General features: G+C 71.4%; 14 protein-coding genes and 2 pseudogenes. 6 read left to right on the plus strand and 10 right to left on the minus strand.

The window, feature by feature from the left end; translation table 11 throughout:
- Nucleotides 1–94: pseudogene (locus tag AB0E96_RS24690) on the plus strand (amino acid ABC transporter permease); the annotation flags it as partial.
- A 10-nt stretch (nucleotides 95–104) separates the two neighbouring features.
- Here the strand turns inward: AB0E96_RS24690 and AB0E96_RS24695 are convergent.
- The 7 genes from AB0E96_RS24695 to AB0E96_RS24725 form a co-directional block, all read right to left on the minus strand.
- Nucleotides 105–536: a hypothetical protein gene (locus AB0E96_RS24695; RefSeq protein WP_359827401.1), complete on the minus strand. Its 432-nt coding sequence runs from the start codon at nucleotides 534–536 to the stop codon at nucleotides 105–107.
- Nucleotides 537–669: 133 nt separating this feature from the next.
- Nucleotides 670–2,064, minus strand: a complete 1,395-nt coding sequence (locus tag AB0E96_RS24700) for an FAD-dependent oxidoreductase (RefSeq protein ID WP_359827402.1) — start codon at nucleotides 2,062–2,064, stop codon at nucleotides 670–672.
- Between the two features lie 63 nt (nucleotides 2,065–2,127).
- A complete protein-coding gene (locus AB0E96_RS24705; RefSeq protein WP_359827404.1) occupies nucleotides 2,128–2,931 on the minus strand; it encodes an ABC transporter permease in 804 nt (267 codons plus the stop codon).
- On the minus strand, nucleotides 2,931–3,872 hold the full coding sequence (locus tag AB0E96_RS24710; RefSeq protein WP_359827406.1) for an ABC transporter permease: 942 nt from the start codon (nucleotides 3,870–3,872) through the stop codon (nucleotides 2,931–2,933). The genes AB0E96_RS24705 and AB0E96_RS24710 overlap by 1 nt, the downstream gene beginning before the upstream one ends.
- Nucleotides 3,869–5,011 carry an ABC transporter ATP-binding protein gene (locus AB0E96_RS24715; RefSeq protein WP_359827408.1) on the minus strand — a complete coding sequence of 381 codons (1,143 nt, stop codon included), beginning with the start codon at nucleotides 5,009–5,011 and terminating at the stop codon, nucleotides 3,869–3,871. The genes AB0E96_RS24710 and AB0E96_RS24715 overlap by 4 nt, the downstream gene beginning before the upstream one ends.
- A gap of 40 nt (nucleotides 5,012–5,051) precedes the next feature.
- Entirely contained in the window at nucleotides 5,052–6,302 is a 1,251-nt protein-coding gene (locus AB0E96_RS24720; protein WP_359827409.1) for a spermidine/putrescine ABC transporter substrate-binding protein, read from the minus strand.
- Nucleotides 6,303–6,357: 55 nt separating this feature from the next.
- Nucleotides 6,358–7,869, minus strand: coding sequence for a gamma-aminobutyraldehyde dehydrogenase (locus AB0E96_RS24725; protein WP_359827411.1), 1,512 nt, complete (start codon nucleotides 7,867–7,869; stop codon nucleotides 6,358–6,360).
- Between the two features lie 281 nt (nucleotides 7,870–8,150).
- On the opposite strand from AB0E96_RS24725, the gene AB0E96_RS24730 reads away from it, so the two are divergent.
- Nucleotides 8,151–9,803, plus strand: a complete 1,653-nt coding sequence (locus AB0E96_RS24730; protein WP_359827412.1) for a PucR family transcriptional regulator ligand-binding domain-containing protein — start codon at nucleotides 8,151–8,153, stop codon at nucleotides 9,801–9,803.
- Nucleotides 9,804–9,821: 18 nt separating this feature from the next.
- Here AB0E96_RS24730 and AB0E96_RS24735 read toward each other — a convergent pair whose 3' ends face one another.
- The 3 genes from AB0E96_RS24735 to AB0E96_RS24745 all read right to left on the minus strand — a co-directional run bounded on the left by AB0E96_RS24735 (nucleotide 9,822) and on the right by AB0E96_RS24745 (nucleotide 14,174).
- On the minus strand, nucleotides 9,822–10,976 hold the full coding sequence (locus AB0E96_RS24735; RefSeq protein WP_359827418.1) for a spermidine/putrescine ABC transporter substrate-binding protein: 1,155 nt from the start codon (nucleotides 10,974–10,976) through the stop codon (nucleotides 9,822–9,824).
- Nucleotides 10,977–11,106: 130 nt separating this feature from the next.
- A complete protein-coding gene (locus tag AB0E96_RS24740) occupies nucleotides 11,107–12,465 on the minus strand; it encodes an aspartate aminotransferase family protein (protein ID WP_359827414.1) in 1,359 nt (452 codons plus the stop codon).
- A gap of 215 nt (nucleotides 12,466–12,680) precedes the next feature.
- Nucleotides 12,681–14,174, minus strand: a complete 1,494-nt coding sequence (locus AB0E96_RS24745; RefSeq protein ID WP_359827415.1) for a gamma-aminobutyraldehyde dehydrogenase — start codon at nucleotides 14,172–14,174, stop codon at nucleotides 12,681–12,683.
- 251 nt (nucleotides 14,175–14,425) lie between these two features.
- On the opposite strand from AB0E96_RS24745, the gene AB0E96_RS24750 reads away from it, so the two are divergent.
- The 4 genes and pseudogenes from AB0E96_RS24750 to AB0E96_RS24765 form a co-directional block, all read left to right on the plus strand.
- Entirely contained in the window at nucleotides 14,426–14,899 is a 474-nt protein-coding gene (locus AB0E96_RS24750) for an Lrp/AsnC family transcriptional regulator (RefSeq protein ID WP_030243538.1), read from the plus strand.
- Nucleotides 14,896–16,290, plus strand: coding sequence for an aspartate aminotransferase family protein (locus tag AB0E96_RS24755; RefSeq protein ID WP_196946910.1), 1,395 nt, complete (start codon nucleotides 14,896–14,898; stop codon nucleotides 16,288–16,290). The genes AB0E96_RS24750 and AB0E96_RS24755 overlap by 4 nt, the downstream gene beginning before the upstream one ends.
- Before the next feature lie 235 nt (nucleotides 16,291–16,525).
- On the plus strand, nucleotides 16,526–17,281 hold the full coding sequence (locus AB0E96_RS24760; RefSeq protein WP_359827416.1) for an ATP-binding cassette domain-containing protein: 756 nt from the start codon (nucleotides 16,526–16,528) through the stop codon (nucleotides 17,279–17,281).
- Between the two features lie 17 nt (nucleotides 17,282–17,298).
- Nucleotides 17,299–18,072 (plus strand): annotated as a pseudogene (locus tag AB0E96_RS24765) (hypothetical protein); the annotation flags it as partial.

Here is an 18,072-nt window from a genome sequence, read left to right on the forward strand (position 1 = left end):
TCTCGCCATGCTCATGGGCGTGGTCGGCGGCATCGTCCTCGCGGTGATGCGCCTGTCCCCGAACCCGCTGCTGGCCGGCGTCGCCTGGGTCTACACCCCCTGGCTCACCGGCCGCCGAGCCCCGCGGCGGCCTCGTGCAGGGCGAGTTCCAGCAGCATCGGGTCGGTGAGCCGCCCGGAGCCGTCGGGCGGGACCAGCCAGCGCACGCCGCGGCTGCTGCGCCCGGGGTGCGGGACGACGATCCAGGTGCCCTCCCCCGCGCTGCGCACGCCGCTGCCGATCCAGCGGGCGGCAGTGCCGACGGGCACCAGGAAGCTGAGGTGCCCGCCCCCGAAGTCGGCGAGGACCGGGCCGCGGGTGCGCGGGTCCAGGACCTCCAGGGCCGGGCGTCCGAGCCGTCCGGGGACGGAGAGGACGTCCCAGCGCCGGCCGGCGGGCAGCAGCATCAGGCCCAGCCCGGTGCGCTCCCACTGCTCCCGGAAGGACTCCGGGTCCGGTGCCACCTGGGCGAGCCAGTGCAGTCCGGTGGTCTCCATGTCGCGTCCCCGCTTCTCGCCGTTCGTACTGTTCGGTGACGGCGGGAAGAGCGAGACCCGCCGTCACCAGGGAGAGGCGGACGGCGGGTCCCGATTACACGACTAGGAGCACCCGGCTTCGGGCGTTCGCGCTTCAGCTGTCGAAGCCGAGCCCCAGCCGGTCGAGGGTGCGCAGCCAGAGGTTGCGGTGGCCGCCGGTGCGGTCGGCCCGTTCCAGCGACCGGGTGGTGAGCTCGATCCCGGCCCAGCGCACCGGCTCGGGCGGGAACGGCAGCGGCTTGCTGCGGACCATGTCCAGCGCGGTGCGTTCGGTGCGCTCGCCGGCGAGCAGGTCGAGCATCACCTCGGCGCCGAAGCGGGTCGCGCCGACGCCGAGCCCGGTGTAGCCGACGGCGTAGGCGACCTTGCCCCGGTAGCCGGTGTCGAAGAACGCCGAGAACCGGCTGCAGGTGTCGATCGCGCCGCCCCAGGCGTTGGTGAAGCGCAGGCCCTCCAGCTGCGGGAAGCAGCGGAAGAAGTGGTTGGCCAGGGTGCGGAAGGTCTCCGGCCGCTGGTCGTACTCGTGCCGGACGTGGCCGCCGAAGTGGTAGACCGCGTCGTAGCCGCCCCAGAGGATCCGGTTGTCGGCGGAGAGCCGGAAGTAGTGGAACTTGTTGGCGCTGTCGCCGAGGCCCTGCCGGCCGCGCCAGCCGATCGAGGCGAGCTGCTCCTCGGTGAGCGGCTCGGTCATCAGCGCGTAGTCGTACACCGGGACGATGTACGGGCGGACCCGCTTGAGCAGCGACGGGAACACGTTGGTGCCGAGCGCGACCTTCCGGGCGAAGACCCGGCCGTACGGGGTGCGGACGGCCATGCCGCTGCCGTGTTCCCGCAGGTCGGTGGCGCGGGTGTGCTCGAAGATCCGGACGCCCTGGCCGAGGCAGGCGTCCTTGAGGCCCCAGGCGAGCTTGGCGGGGTGGACCATCGCCACGCCCTCCTTGTCCCAGAGGCCGCCGAGGAAGGTCGGCGAGTTCACCTCGGCGCGCAGCTGGTCGGCGTCCAGGACGGTGATGTCGAAGCCGTACCGGGCGACCGCCTCCGCGATCTCGTGGAGCTCCTCGACCTGGTGGGGCTGGGTGGCCACGTCGATCTCGCCGGTGCGCTCCCACTCGGCGTCGATGCCGTAGCGCTTGAGGGTGGCCTCGATGCCGTCGAGGTTGGCGGCACCGAGGCGTTCCAGCTGGGCCAGTTCGGACGGCCAGCGGTCCAGGCCGTTGCCGAAGCCGTGGGTCAGGCTGGCCGCGCAGAACCCGCCGTTGCGCCCGGACGCGGCCCACCCGACCTCGTTGCCCTCGACCAGCACGACGTCCAGCGAGGGGTCGCGTTCCTTGGCGATGAGGGCGGTCCACAGGCCGGAGTACCCGCCGCCGACGACCAGCAGGTCGCAGGTGGTGTCGCCGACCAGGGCGGGCAGTGCCGCCGGCCGACCGGGATCCTCCAGCCAGAAGGGGGTGGGCCTGGCGTCACTGAGTGCGCGGGCGGAGTCCATGCATTATCAGCCACTTTCTACGAATAGGTGATGGTTGTCCGTGCCACCGCTGTCGACCGTACGTCAGGCGGTGGCCTTCCGGCGGTTGCCCAACCACTGGCCGACGACGGTCAGCACGACGGCGGCGAGGAACATCGCGGTGCCGATGACGTTCACCTGCACCGGGATGCCGCGCTGCGAGGCGCCCCAGACGAACATCGGGAAGGTGACCGTGGTCGGGCCCGAGTTGAACTGGGTGATGATGAAGTCGTCGAAGGAGAGCGCGAAGCTGAGCAGCGCGCCCGCGGCGATGCCGGGCGCCGCCAGCGGCAGGGTGACCTTCAGGAAGGTCTGGGTGGGGGTCGCGTAGAGGTCCTGGGCGGCCTGTTCGAGCCTCGGGTCCATGCTCATCACGCGCGCCTTGACCGCCGTCACCACGAAGCTGAGGCAGAACATGATGTGGGCGATGAGGATGGTGGTGAACCCGAACGGGATGCGCATGTTGAGGAAGAGCGTCCCCAGCGAGGCGGCCATGACCACCTCGGGCATGGCCATCGGCAGGAAGATCATCGCGGTGGTGGCCGAGCGGCCGCGGAAGCGGTAGCGGGCCAGGGCGAAGGCGACCATGGTGCCGAGCACGGTGGCGCCGATGGTGGCGAGCACCGCGATCTGCAGGCTGAGCGAGAGCGACTGGCACATGTCGGCCACGCCGCAGGGGTTGGTCCAGGCGTCGGTGGAGAACTCGTTCCACTCGTAGTTGAACTTGCCCACCGGCTTGTTGAACGAGAAGGCGAGCACGACCAGGTTGGGCAGCACCAGGTAGGCGAGGGCCAGCAGGCCGGCCAGCACCACCAGGTGGGCACGGATCCACTTGAACATCCGGGACATCAGACCAGATCCTCCGTCCCGGCCTTGCGCATGTAGACCGTCACCATGCCCAGGATCAGGGCCATCAGGATGAAGCTCAGCGCGGCCGCCGTGGGGTAGTCGAGCACGTTCAGGAACTGCTTCTGGATGCCGTTGCCGACCATCTGCTCGCTCGGCGATCCCAGCAGCTGGGCGTTGATGTAGTCGCCGGAGGCCGGGATGAAGGTCAGCAGGGTGCCCGCGACGACGCCCGGCAGCGAGATCGGGAAGGTGACCTTGCGGAAGGTGGTGAACGGCCGGGCGTAGAGGTCGCCGGCCGCCTCGTGCAGGCGCGGGTCGATCCGCTCCAGCGAGGTGTACAGCGGCAGGATCATGAACGGCAGGAAGTTGTAGGTCAGGCCGCAGACCACCGCGAGCGGCGTGGCCAGCACCCGGTCCCCGTCGGTGAGGCCGAGCAGGTTGGTGACGTCCAGGACGTGCAGCGCGTTCAGCGCGCCGACCACCGGTCCGCCGTCGGACAGGATGGTCTTCCAGGCCAGCGTGCGGATCAGGAAGCTGGTGAAGAACGGCGCGATGACCAGGATCAGGATGACGTTGCGCCAGCGCTTGCTCGCCTTGAAGGCGATCGTGTACGCGAGCGGGTAGCCGACGGCCAGGCAGAGCACGGTGGCGACGGCGGCGTAGGAGAACGACCGCAGGAAGTGCCACTTGTACTCGACCAGGGCGTCCCAGTAGGTCGAGAAGTGCCAGGTGACCTTGAAGCCCTCTTCGAGCGAGCCGGTCTGCAGCGAGGTCGAGCCCTGGTAGAGCATCGGGACGGCGAAGAAGATCACCAGCCAGGCGATGCCGGGCAGCAGCAGCCAGTACGGGGTGAGCTTGCGCCGGGGCTTCGGCGCCGGTTCCTTCAGGGGGCCGTCGGGGGGTATCGCCTGGGGCGGCGCGGCCGGGGCGGTGGCGGTCATGCGGCCTCCTCCGCGGTGCCCGCGTCGATCGCCTGCGCGGCGTCCAGGGCGAAGGAGTGGGCCGGGTTCCAGTGCAGTCGGACGGCGGCGCCGGGGACGATCCGGGCGTCGCGCTCCATGTTCTGCTCGAAGACGGTGACCTCCTGGCCGCCGTCGGTGCGCACCAGGTACTGGGTGGAGACGCCGATGAAGCTGGAGTCGAGCACCGTGCCGGCCAGCGCGTTGCGGCCGTCGGCGACCTGCTCGGAGGCGTGGGTGATGGTGATCTTCTCCGGGCGCACGCCCAGGTGGACGCGCTTGGCGTCGGTGGCGCAGCGTGCCTTCGGCACCGCGAGGCGGGCGCCGGCCGCGCTGAGCAGCAGGTCGCCGCCCTCGGTGCCGGTGACCTCGGCGGGCAGCAGGTTGGACTGGCCGAGGAAGTTGGCCACGAAGGTGGTGGCGGGGTTCTCGTACAGCTCGGCGGGGGCGCCCAGTTGCTCGACCCGGCCGCCGTTCATCACCGCGATGGTGTCGGCCATGGTCATGGCCTCCTCCTGGTCGTGGGTGACGTGCACGAAGGTGATGCCGACCTCGGTCTGGATCCGCTTGAGTTCCAGCTGCATCTGGCGGCGGAGCTTGAGGTCGAGCGCGCCGAGCGGCTCGTCCAGGAGCAGCACCTGCGGGTGGTTGATCAGTGCGCGGGCGACCGCGACGCGCTGCTGCTGGCCGCCGGAGAGCTGGTGCGGCTTGCGCCGGGCGTACTGGCCGAGTTCGACCAGCTCCAGCATCTCGTCGACCTGCTTCTTGACGTCCTTCTTGCCGCGCCGGCGCAGGCCGAAGGCGACGTTCTCGAAGATGTCCAGGTGCGGGAAGAGGGCGTAGCTCTGGAAGACGGTGTTCACCGGCCGCTTGTACGGGGGCAGGGAGGTGACGTCCTGGCCGCCGATCAGGACGGTGCCGCTGGTGGGCTCCTCCAGGCCGGCGATCATGCGCAGGGTGGTGGTCTTGCCGCAGCCGGAGGCGCCGAGCAGGGCGAAGAACGAGCCCTGCGGGACGGTCAGGTCGAGCGGGTGGACGGCGGTGAAGGAGCCGTAGGTCTTGCCGATGCCGGTGAGCCGGACGTCGCCGCCGACGGCCGCGTCGCGCTGCTGGTCTGTCATGGGGTGGTGTCTTCCTGGGTTTCTCTGCCGGGAGTGGGGGTCAGGCGCCGATGAGCTTGGAGAACTTCTGCTCGAAGTCGCTCTCCTCGCTCTCGGAGAGCGTGCGGAACACGTGTGCCTTGACCGCCATCTCGGGGGTGGGCACGACCAGCGGGTTGGCCGCGGTGTCCGGGGCGATGCCGGCGAGTTCGTCCTTCATCCCGGTGACGGCGGAGACGAAGCCGATTCCCGCGACCAGCTGCGCCGCGATCTTCGGCTGATAGTAGAAGTCGATCAGCTTCTCCGCGTTCGCCTTGTGCCGGGCCCTGGCCGGGACCAGCATGTTGTCGGTCGAGGCGACGTAGCCCTTCTCCGGGATGACGAACGCGATGTCCGGATTGTCGGCCTGCAGCTGGATCAGGTCGCCGCCCCAGGCGACGCAGGCGGCGATGTCGCCGGCGGAGAGCTCCTGGCCGTAGTCGTTGCCGGTGAAGCGGCGGATCTGCTTGTTGTCGACGGCCTTCTGCAGCCGGGCCACCGCGCCGTCGTAGTCGTCGGCGGTGAACTTCTCGGTGCTCTTGCCCTGGTCCAGCAGGACCATCCCGATGCTGTCGCGCATCTCGGAGAGGAAGGTCACCCGGCCCTTGAGGTCGGGGTCGTCCAGCAGTTGGGAGACGCTGGTGACCTCCTTCCCCCTCGTCGCCTTCCGGTTGTACGCGACGACGGTCTGGATGCCGGCCCACGGGTAGGAGTAGAGCCGCCCCGGGTCCCAGTCGGGGGCGCGGAAGCGCGCCTCGATGTTCGTGATCGCGGTGGTGACGTTCGCCGGGTCGAGCTTCTGCGCCCAGCCGAGCCGGATCAGCCGGGCGGCCATCCAGTCGGTGAGCACCATCAGGTCGCGGCCGGTGTCCTGGCCGGAGGCGAGCTGCGGCTTGACCTTGCCGAAGAACTCGACGTTGTCGTTGACGTCCTCGTTGTACCTGACCTTGATGCCGGTGGCCTCGGTGAAGGCCTCCAGGGTGCCGTGCCTCTCCTTGTCCTTCTCGTCCGTGTCCACGTACAGCGGCCAGTTGGAGAAGTCGACCTCCTTCTGCGTCTCCGAGAGGTCCGGGGCGGCGTTCGCGGTCGAGTCCCCGGTCGCCCGCGGGGCGGCCGGGATCCCGCAGGCCGCCAGGGTGCCCGCCCCGGCGGTCAGCGCGGCGGCCCGCAGCAGGGTGCGGCGGCCGAGCGCGGCCCGGCCGCTGGTCAGACTGCGTTCCCAGGCCCTTCGGACCGGTTCGGGCAGACCGTCGGTGAGCTCGTTGAACGCCATGGAACGGGCCTCCTGGGGGAGATGGGGTGTGGGGGCACCCGCTTGGGCCGAGGGGTTATCTGTCTCCGAAGACGGTGCGGTGCCAGTCCTTGCGGGCCACCGCGGTGGTGTCGAACATGACGTGCTTCACCTGGGTGTACTCGTCCAGCGAGTACTGGGACATGTCCTTGCCGTAGCCGGACGCCTTGTAGCCGCCGTGCGGCATCTCGCTGATGATCGGGATGTGGTCGTTGACCCAGACGCAGCCGGCCGCGATCTCCCGGGTGGCGCGCAGCGAGCGGTGCACGTTGCCCGTCCAGGCGGAGGCGGCCAGGCCGTACGGGGTGTCGTTGGCCAGCCGCAGGCCCTCGTCGTCGCCGTCGAAGGGCAGCACGACCAGCACCGGGCCGAAGATCTCGCCCTGCACGACCTCGCTGTCCTGGGCCGCGCCGGTGATCAGGGTCGGCCGGTGGTACGCGCCCCGGGTGAGGTCGGTGCCGTCGTGGCCCTTCTCCGGGGCCCGGCCGCCGGTGACCACGGTGGCGTAGGAGCGGGCGCGCTCGACGAAGCCGGCCACCCGGTCCCGGTGGGCGAACGAGACCAGCGGGCCGAGGTCGGTGTGCGGGTTCAGCGGGTCGCCGATCCGGATCGCCGCGTACAGCTCGGCCACCCCGGCCACGAAGGCGTCGTACAGCGGGCGCTGGACGTAGGCGCGGGTGGCGGCGGTGCAGTCCTGGCCGCCGTTGATCAGCGAGGCCGCGACCGCCCCGTGCACCGCGGCGTCCAGGTCGGCGTCGTCGAAGACCACGAACGGGGCCTTGCCGCCGAGCTCAAGGTGGGTGCGCTTGACGCTCGCGGTGGCGATCTCGGCGACCCGCTTGCCGACGCCGGTTGAACCGGTGAAGGAGACCATCGCGACGTCCGGGTGTCCGACCAGGTGCTCGCCCGCGGTGCGCCCGGCCCCGGTGACCACGTTGACGACGCCGTCCGGGATGCCGGCGGCGGTGCAGGCGCGGGCGAACATCACCGAGGTCAGCGGGGTCAGCTCGGCGGGCTTGAGCACGATGGTGTTGCCCGCGGCGATCGCCGGGAGGATCTTCCAGGCGGCCATCTGCAGCGGGTAGTTCCACGGCGAGATCGAGCCGACCACGCCCACCGCCTCGCGCCGCACGTACGAGGTGTGGTCGCCGGAGTACTCGCCGGCCGCCTTGCCCTCCAGGTTGCGGGCGGCGCCGGCGAAGAAGGCGGCGTTGTCGACGGTGCCGGGCACGTCGAACTCGGTGGCGAGCTTGACCGGCTTGCCGGTCTGCGCCGTCTCCACCCGGGCCAGGTCGTCGGCCGCCGCGGCCAGCTCGGCGGCCAGCCGGGTGAGTGCCTCGGAGCGCGCTCCCGGGGTGGCCGAGGACCAGCCGGGCAGCGCGGCCCTCGCGGCGGCGACGGCGGTGTCCACGTCCCCGGTGGTGGCCAGCGCGACCTGCTCGACCACGCTGCCGTCGGCGGGGTTGACGACCTGGAAGGGCTCTCCGCTCCCCCGGGTCTGGCGGCCCGCGATGTACTGCGCGCCCGGGCCGAAGTCGGTCAGGTCCATCTGGTTCCTCCAAGTGCCGTGGTTCGACCGCTGCGGGGTCACGCGTCCGCGGGTGGGGGTCTGCGGTCCCGCTGACCTTGCCTGCTGGGGGGTTGGGGTGACAAGGGTCACTTCGGCAATCTCGGCGCGAAGGGCCTTACAGGGTGCAAGGGTGCGGGCAGGGCAACAGGTCGTCGGGTCGATGGATGATTTACCTGACACCCTGTGCGTTGTCCGACCGACTCCGCCCCCTGATCGCCCGGAGCCCCCGCTCCGGACCCACCGCGCCCCGGAGGCCCGCGATGCTCCCCACCGTCGCCCGAATCCTCGACCTGGACGTGATGCGGCGCGGCCTGCCCCAGGTGGTGGCCGGCGCCGACCACCTGGAGCGGCCGGTCCGCTGGGTCCACGTCAGCGAACTTCCCGACGTCGCCGGGATGCTCCGCGGCGGCGAGCTGGTGCTGACCACCGGCATCGCCCTGCCCGAGGACCGCGAGGGCCTGGCCCGCTACGTGCGGGAGCTGGACGAGGTCGGGGTGGCCGGGCTGGTCGTCGAGTTCGGGCGGCGCTACTTCGACTCGCTCCCCCGCGCCCTGGTCAACGCCGCCGAGCAGCGCGGACTGCCGCTGATCACGCTACGCCGCGAACTGCGCTTCGTCGCCGTCACCGAGGCCGTCCACGCCCTGGTGGTCAACGCCCAGCTGGAGCAGCTGAGGGCCTCCGAATCGGTCCACCAGGTCTTCAACGAGCTGGTGGTGGAGGGCGCCGAGGCACCCGAGGTGATCCGCCAGGTGGCCCGGATGGCCGGCGCCCCCGTCGTCCTGGAGAACCTGGCCCACCAGGTGCTCGCCCACGACACCGCCGGACGCCCCGAGGCCGAGGTGCTGGAGGACTGGGAGCGCCGTTCGCGCGGGGTCCGCCCGCCCGGACGCACCGGTCACGACCCGCGTAGCGGCTGGCTGGTCACCACCGTCGGCGCCCGCGGCCAGGACTGGGGCCGCCTGGTGCTGGTGCAGGAGCCCGGCCCGCTGCCCGAGGGCGAGGCCCATCCGCACACCATGCTGCTGGAGCGCGGGGCCTCCGCGCTGGCGCTCAACCGGCTGGTGGTGCGCGACCGGGAGAGCCTGGAGCGGCAGACCCACCGCACCCTGCTGTCCGGCATCCTCACCCACGCGCTGACCGTCTCCGAGGCGGCGCTGCGCGCCCAGGCCCTCGGCGTCCCGCTGGAGGGCCGCCGGCTGGTCGGCGTGGTGCTGCGGCAGCGGCGCGGGCCGATCCCGGCCGCACTGGAGGCCCAGGCCCGGCTGCGCGACTTCACCGAGCTGGCCGCCGGCGCGGTCCGGGCCTGCCGGCTGACCGCCCTGGTCGGCGCACTGGACGACGAGGCCGTCGGCCTGCTGATCGCGCTCGGCACCCAGCAGGACGAGCACGCCTCGCTGGACGCCCTGTCGGCCGCGCTGCGCCGGATGTCGGCCGAGGCCGGCCGCGACGGCGGCGACCCCCAGGGCCCGGTGGTCGCCGTCGGCTCCTCGGTCGGCTCGGTGCGCGACGCCCGGCGCACCCTGCTGGAGGCCACCCAGGTCGCCGACGCCGCGCTGCACGACGCGCCCGGCGGCCGCAGTTCGTCCTACTACCGGCTGCCGGACGTCCGGCTGCGCGGCCTGCTCCACCTGCTGCGCGACGACGCCCGGCTGCAGACGTACGTGGAACGGGAGTTGGGCCCGCTGCTGGCCCACGACGCCGAGCACAACGGCCAGTTGGTGCAGATGCTGCGGATCTACCTGGAGCAGGGCCGGAACAAGTCGGCGGCGGCGGACGCCGCGCACCTGTCCCGGCCGTCCTTCTACGACCGGCTGCACAAGGTCGAGCGGATCCTCGGCGTCGACCTCGACCAGGTGGAGTCCTGCCTCTCCCTGCACGTGGCGCTGCTCGCGCTGGACGCCGTACGGCGCTGACGGGCCGCCCGGCGGCCCTCACACCCCGGTGATGCGCCCCCAGACCTTGTGCAGCTCGGGCCGCTCGGCCGAGGTGACGTCGCGCATGGTCCGCAGCCGGGCGCGCATCTCCTCGGTCGGGAACACCAGTGGGTTCTCGGCGAGTTCGGCCTTCTCCTTGTCGCCGCTGTCCGCCAGCACCTCGCGGGCGGCCGGGACCGGGCAGATGTACTGGACGAACGCGGCGAGCTCGGCGGCCACCTCGGGCTGGTAGTAGTAGTCGATCAGCAGCTCGGCGTTGCGCTTGTGGACGGCCCGGTTGGGGATCATCAGGCTCTCCGCCCACAGCTCCCCGCCCTCCTCCGGCACCACGAACTCGATGTCCGGGTTCTCGGCGGTGAGCTGCACGGCGTCGCCGGAGTAGGCCTGGCAGGCGATCGCCGCGCCGGAGGCCAGGTCGCTGGTGTAGTCGTTGCCGGTGAAGCGGCGCACGTGGCCGCTGTCCACCATCTTCTGCACCAGGTCCATCGCCTTGCCCGCGTCGTCGTCGCCGAACTTCGCGATGTCCGCGCCCTGGGAGAGCATCAGCAGCCCGAGCGCCTCGTCCAGCCCGGCGAACAGCGTGACCCGGCCCTTGAGGTCGGGCGCCCACAGGTCCGCGGTGGACCTGATCTCGCGGCCGAGCGCCTTGCGGTTGTAGGCGATGCCGGTGATCCCGGACTGCCACGGCACGCTGCGCCGCCGCCCGGGGTCGAAGGCCGGGTCGGCGAGCTGCGGGTCCAGGTTGGCGGTCACGTTGGGCAGGTTGGCCCGGTCCATCGCCTGCACCCAGCCCAGCGAGACGTACCGCCCGGCCATCCAGTCGCTGATCACCATCAGGTCCCGGCCGGGGGCGGCGCCCTGGGTGAGCACCGGGCTGATCTTGCCGAAGAACTCGTCGTTGTCGTTGATGTCCTCGGTGTAGGTGACCGCGATGCCGCTCTTCTCGCTGAAGGCGTCCAGGGTCGGGCGCCCGCCCGCGTCGTCGGTGTCGATGTACTGCGTCCAGTTGGAGAAGACGAGCCGCTTGTCGCTCTCCGAGCGGTCCGGCGCCGAGCGGCGGTCCTCGGCCACGTACGCGGACGGGATGCCGCAGCCGGTCAGCGTGCCGGCGCCGAGCAGCGCGGCACCGCCGAGCACGGAACGGCGGCGGATGGTTCCGGGCCCCAGCGGGCGGTCGGAGCGGGAGCGGCGGGTCAGGATGGTGCGGCGGGGCATGAGCGGCCTTCCGGAGCGTGGGACGGCCCCGGGCACACGGGTGCCCGGGGCCGTCCTGGGAGGTACGTCAGACAGTGTGCGCGTCGGTGAGCGACAGCACCTCGTCCAGCACCGCGAGGCCGGTCTTGGCCTCCTCCTCGGTGACGGTGCACGGCGGGACGACGTGGAAGCGGTTCATGTTGACGAACGGCCAGAGCCCGCGCTGCTTGCAGGCGGCGGCCAGTTCGGCCATCGGCGCGTTGTCGGCGCCGGCCGCGTTGTACGGCACCAGCGGCTCGCGGGTCTCCCGGTCCTTCACCAGGTCGAGCGCCCAGAACACGCCGAGGCCGCGGACCTCGCCGATCGACGGGTGCCGCTCGGCCAGCTCGCGCAGGCCGGGCCCGAGGACGTTCTCGCCGATGTGCCTGGCGTTCTCGACGATGCCCTCCTCCGCCATGGTGTTGATGGTCGCCACCGCGGAGGCGCAGGCCAGCGGGTGGCCCGAGTAGGTGAGCCCGCCGGGGAAGGCCCGCTCGGCGAAGGTCGCCGCGATCTCGGCGCTGATCGCCACGCCGCCCAGCGGCACGTAGCCCGAGTTGACGCCCTTGGCGAAGGTGAGCAGGTCCGGGGTGACGCCCCAGTGGTCGGCGGCGAACCACTCGCCGGTGCGGCCGAAGCCCGCCATCACCTCGTCGAGGATGAACACGATCCCGTAGCGGTCGCAGATCTCCCGGACCCCGGCCAGGTAGCCCGCCGGCGGGACGAGGACGCCCGCGGTGCCGACCACCGTCTCCAGGATGACCGCCGCGACGGTGCCCGGACCCTCGAACGCGATCACCTGCTCCAGGTGCTCCAGGGCGCGCTCGCACTCCTGCGCCTCGTTCTCGGCGTGGAAGTTGGTGCGGTAGGCGTACGGCCCCCAGAAGTGCACCACGCCGGAGACGCCGCCCTCGTTGGGCCAGCGCCGCGGGTCGCCGGTGAGGGCGATCGCGTTGGCGGTGGCGCCGTGGTACGAGCGGTAGGTGGAGAGCACCTTCTGCCGGCCGGTGTGCAGCCGGGCCATCCGGATGGCGTTCTCGTTGGCCTCGGCGCCGCCGTTGGTGAAGAAGATCTTGTCCAGGTCACCGGGGGTGCGCTCGGCGATCAGCCGGGCCGCCTCGCTGCGCGACTCGACCGCGAAGCCGGGGGCGATGGTGCAGAGCTTCGCCGCCTGCTCCTGGATCGCGGCGACCACCTTCGGGTGCTGGTGGCCGATGTTGGTGTTGACCAACTGCGAGGAGAAGTCGAGGTACCGATTGCCGTCGTAGTCCCAGAAGTACGAGCCCTCGGCGCCGGCCACCGCGAGGGGGTCGATCAGCGCCTGGGCGGACCACGAGTGGAAGACGTGCGCGCGGTCGGCGGCCTTGACCACCTGGCCGGCGGCTGAGTCAGCAGTGGGGATGCTCATGCCGGTAAGGCTAGGGCGGCCCGTCCCCGAAGGGCAGTTCCATCGTGTCAGCCGGTCGCGCCAACCATCGACAGGATGCAAAGACGAAGGGCCCGGGTCGACGAGACCCGGGCCCTTCGTCATGTCAGCCGATCATCAGATCGCGATCATCCTGCGCTCGACCGCCCTGACCCGCTCAGATCGCGGTCATCCTGCGCTCGACCGTCCCGACCCGCTCAGATCGCGGTCATGACGTGCTTCACGCGGGTGTAGTCCTCGAAGCCGTACGCCGACAGGTCCTTGCCGTAGCCCGACTTCTTGAAGCCACCGTGCGGCATCTCGGCGACCAGCGGGATGTGGGTGTTGATCCAGACGCAGCCGAAGTCCAGGCGGCGCGACATCCGCATGGCGCGGGCGTGGTCCTTGGTCCACACCGAGGAGGCCAGGGCGAACTCGACGCCGTTGGCGTAGGCGACGGCCTGCTCCTCGTCGGTGAACTTCTGCACGGTGATGACCGGGCCGAAGACCTCGTTCTGGATGATCTCGTCGTCCTGGTGCAGGCCGGAGACGACGGTCGGGGCGTAGAAGTAGCCCTTGTCGCCGACCTGGTGGCCACCGGCCTCGACCTTGGCGTGGGCGGGCAGCCGCTCGATGAAGCCGGAGACCTGCTTCAGCTGGTTGGCGTTGTTCAGCGGGCCGTACAGGACGTCCTCGTCGTCCACGCCGCCGGTCTTGGTCTCGGCCGCGGCCTTGGCCAGCGCCTCGACGAAGGCGTCGTGGATCGACTCGTGCACCAGCACGCGGGTGGCGGCGGTGCAGTCCTGGCCGGCGTTGAAGTAGCCCGCCACCGAGATGCCCTCGACGGCCTCGGCGATGTCGGCGTCCTCGAAGACCACGACCGGGGCCTTGCCGCCCAGCTCCAGGTGGACGCGCTTGACGTCCTTGGAGGCGGACTCGGCGACCGAGATGCCGGCGCGCACCGAACCGGTGATGGAGGCCATCGCCGGGGTCTTGTGCTCGACCATCAGCTTGCCGGTCTCGCGGTCGCCGCAGATGACGTTGAAGACGCCGGCCGGCAGCTCCAGCTCCTTGAGCACGCCGCCGATGATCTCGGCCAGCAGCACGGTGGAGGCCGGGGTGGTGTCGGAGGGCTTCAGCACGACGGTGTTGCCCGCGGCGATGGCCGGGGCGAACTTCCAGACGGCCATCATCATCGGGTAGTTCCACGGCGCGACCTGGGCGCAGACACCGACCGGCTCACGGCGGATGATCGAGGTCATCCCGTCCATGTACTCACCGGCGGCCTTGCCCTCCAGCATGCGGGCGGCACCGGCGAAGAACCGGATCTGGTCCACCATCGGACCGATCTCCTCGGAGAGGGTCATCGCACGGGGCTTGCCGGTGTTGCGCACCTCGGTGTCGACGATCTCGTCGGCGCGGGCCTCGACCGCGTCGGCGATCTTGAGCAGCAGCTTCTGCCGGACGCTCGGGGTGGCGTCGCGCCAGATCGGGAACGCGGCGGCGGCGGAGGCCATGGCGGCGTCCACGTCAGCGGCCCCGGACAGCGGCGACGTCGCGTACACCTCGCCGGTGGTCGGGTCGACGATGTCGAGCGTGCGGCCGTCGGCCGCGTCGACGAACTCACCGTTGATGTAGTTGCGCAGCGTGCGAAGGTCGCTCACGGATCTCTCCTCGGTCTGGGCCTGCGGCGTTGCAGATTCCGGCGCCATGGTACGTCGGCGGCTCCGGCGTACGAAGGGTGCCGAGTGGCCGTGCCCGGAACGGCGCGGTCCACTGGTGGCGGTACGTGCGCCGACCCCCGGGGGCGCGCGCGTACGGTGCCCAGGGTAACCGCACGACTGCTGGTATCGACAGGACGAGTGGGCTTCAGCGATGAAATCCGCATGCGTTTTCCAAGATCACGACGAAATCAGCAGTTTCCACGCTTGCGAACACGGGAACGATCAGGCACAGTGGCCGCGTGGCCAACCGCGACCGGAACGCCAGCGTTCCCCTCGACGCCGCCTCCAAGGCGATCATCGAGCAGCTCCAGGAGGACGGGCGTCGCCCGTACGCCGCCATCGGCAAGGCCGTCGGCCTGTCCGAGGCGGCCGTGCGGCAGCGCGTCCAGAAGCTGCTCGACCAGGGCGTGATGCAGATCGTCGCCGTCACGGACCCGCTCACCGTCGGCTTCACCCGCCAGGCGATGGTCGGCATCCGGGTCGAGGGCGACATCGAGCCCGTCGCCGACGCGTTGGCCGCCCTCGACGAGGTCGACTACGTCGTCTGCACCGCAGGCTCGTTCGATCTCCTGGCCGAACTGGTCTGCGAGGACGACGAGCACCTGCTCGAACTGATCAACAAGCGCATCCGCGCGCTTCCCGGCGTGCGGAGCACCGAGAGCTTCGTTTACCTGAAGCTCCGGAAACAGACCTACACCTGGGGCACCCGATGACAGCCGACCCGGCGCAGAAGGACCTTTCCAAGACCGCCTACGACCACCTGTGGATGCACTTCACCCGCATGTCGTCGTACGAGAACTCCCCCGTGCCGACGATCGTCAAGGGCGAGGGCACCTACGTCTGGGACGACAAGGGACGCAAGTACCTCGACGGCCTCGCCGGCCTGTTCGTCGTCCAGGCCGGCCACGGCCGTGAGGAGCTCGCCGAGGCCGCCGCCAAGCAGGCCAAGGAGCTCGCCTTCTTCCCGGTGTGGAGCTACGCCCACCCGAAGGCCGTCGAGCTGGCCGAGCGCCTGGCCAACTACGCCCCGGGCGACCTGAACAAGGTCTTCTTCTCCACCGGTGGCGGCGAGGCCGTCGAGACCGCCTGGAAGCTCGCCAAGCAGTACTTCAAGCTGACCGGCAAGCCGACCAAGTACAAGGTCATCTCGCGCGCCGTCGCCTACCACGGCACCCCGCAGGGCGCCCTGTCCATCACCGGCCTGCCGGGCCTGAAGGCCCCGTTCGAGCCGCTGGTGCCGGGCACCCACAAGGCGCCGAACACCAACATCTACCGCGCCCCGGCCTTCCTCGAGGGCCCCGACGGCACGGTCGACCCCGAGGCCTACGGCCGCTGGTGCGCCGACGAGATCGAGGTGGCCATCCTCAACGAGGGCGCCGAGACCGTCGCCGCCGTCTTCGTCGAGCCGGTGCAGAACGCCGGTGGCTGCTTCCCGCCGCCGCCCGGGTACTTCCAGCGCCTGCGCGAGATCTGCGACCGCCACGACGTGCTGCTGGTCTCGGACGAGGTCATCTGCGCCTTCGGCCGCCTGGGCACCATGTTCGGCGCCGACAAGTTCGGCTACCAGCCCGACATGATCACCTGCGCCAAGGGCATGACCTCGGGCTACTCCCCGATCGGCGCCACGATCATCTCGGACCGCCTGGCCGAGCCGTTCTACAAGGGTGACAACACCTTCCTGCACGGCTACACCTTCGGTGGCCACCCGGTCTCCTCCGCGGTGGCGCTGGCCAACCTCGACATCTTCGAGCGCGAGGGCCTGAACCAGCACGTCCTCGACAACGAGGCCGCGTTCCTGGGCACCCTGGACAAGCTGCGCGACCTGCCGATCGTCGGCGACGTCCGCGGCAACGGGTACTTCTACGGCATCGAGCTCGTGAAGGACAAGGTCACCAAGGAGTCCTTCAACGACGAAGAGGTCGAGCGCGTGCTCTACGGCTTCCTCTCGAAGGCCCTGTTCGACAACGGCCTGTACTGCCGCGCCGACGACCGTGGCGACCCGGTCATCCAGCTGGCCCCGCCGCTGATCTCCGACCAGTCGACCTTCGACGAGATCGAGCAGATCCTGCGGACCAGCCTGACCGACGCGTGGGCGAAGATCTGATCCCCTGAGCCTTCTTCCCCACCCTCCGCCGAAGGGCGGTCCCGCTCCCCGCGGGGCCGCCCTTCGGCGTTCCCGGACCGCCCTCCCCGGCCCGCAACATCACAGTCGTACGACCAAACATGCCTGAATGCGGGTGATATGCCCGTGATGGACCAGTGCGCCGCAACCGCGCCCAGCCCCGGTCGTTCTAATCTGACGACTGTCATATCCCTGCGGCCACCCAGGATGGATCCTCATGTCAGCGGCACCGCCTGACAACGACGTGCTGTGGGCCCGAGGGATCGTCAAGTCCCATGACGGCACCCCCGCCCTGCGCGGCATCTCGATCGGCGTCCGCGACGGCGAGGTGCTCGCCGTCACCGGCCCGCGCGGCTCCGGCAAGAGCACCCTGCTCGGCTGCCTCTCCGCGCAACTCCCGGTCGACGAGGGCGAGGTCTGGTTCAACAGCGCCCCCGTGCACACCCTCCCCCGGGCCGGCCGCGAACGGCTGCGCCGCGACCGTTTCGGCTTCGTCGGCTCCGAGCCCCACCTGGTGCCCGAACTGACCGCCCGGGAGAACGTCGCCCTGCCGCTGCTGCTCGCCGGGGCCGGCCACAAGGCCGCCTACACCGCCGCCGACGAGTGGCTGGAGCGCCTCGACGTCGGCGACTGCGCCCGGCTGCGCCCCGAGCGGCTGGTCCAGAGCCGGCGCCAGCGGGTCGCCGTCGCCCGCGCCCTGGCCCCGCTGCCGCCGGTCGTCTTCGCCGACGACCCCACCGCCCCGCTGCACCGCGAGGCGGCCGACCAGGTCATGCGGATACTGACCAGCGCGGCCCGCTCCCACCAGCTCACCCTCGTCCTGGCCACCCACGACCGCGAGCTCGTCCGGTTCGCGGACCGCACCGTCGCCCTCGTCGACGGACGGCTCACCGCGCCCGTCGCCCCCGTCCCCCGCGGCACCCCCGCGCCCGGGTCCGCCGGTGCGCCCGCCGTCACGGCCACCCACCGCTGACGCCCGAAAGAGTCGACGTGTTCTATCTCCGTCTGGCCCGGGGCTACCGGGTGTCCGACCTCGGCCGCTGGCTGCTCACCGCGCTGGCCGCCGCCGTGGTCGCCGCCTTCCTGCTGCGCTCCCTCGGCCGGGCGATGAGCGAACCGAGCGGCGGCCCCGACCCGCTGGCCCGGCTCCTCTGGTGCCTGCCCCCGCTCGCCGCCGTCGCCTGGTTCGCGGCCGTCGCCGCCCGCGCGGTGCCCGCCCGCCGGCCCGAACGGATCGCCGGCCTCACCGCCGCCGGAGCCGGCTCCCGCCGGATCCGGGCACTGATCGCCGGCGAGGTCGCGCTCGCCTGCACCCTCGGCGCCGCGCTCACCCTGCTGGCCTTCCTGGTGCTGCGCAACGACATCGCCGGGCCCGCGCTCGCCCCCGACCTCGGCATGGGCGTGCCGCTCCCGGCCGCCGCCCCCGTCGCCCTGCTCGTCCTCGTCCCGCTCACCGCCGGCACCGCCGCCGCCTGCGCGGTGCCCGTCGCCGACACCCTGCCCGGCGGCCGCACCCAGGCCCCGACCGGCTTCGGCTCCTGGCGGATCGCCCTGCCGGTCGGCCTGGTCGTGATCGGCGCCGCGCTCGAACTCATCGCCCTGCGGCCCGGCGCCGCCGTCGACGGCCGCCCGGTCCACCTGCCCGCCGGGCTCGGCACCACCAGCAGGAATTCGGAGCCGACCTCCGAATGCGGTCCGCCCGCCGTCGCGGCAGTGGAATCCGACGCCCTGCCCGCACCGCCCGGTGGCTCGACAACTTCCGCA

This window comes from Kitasatospora sp. NPDC036755 (genome assembly GCF_040636595.1).
Lineage (GTDB): Bacteria > Actinomycetota > Actinomycetes > Streptomycetales > Streptomycetaceae > Kitasatospora.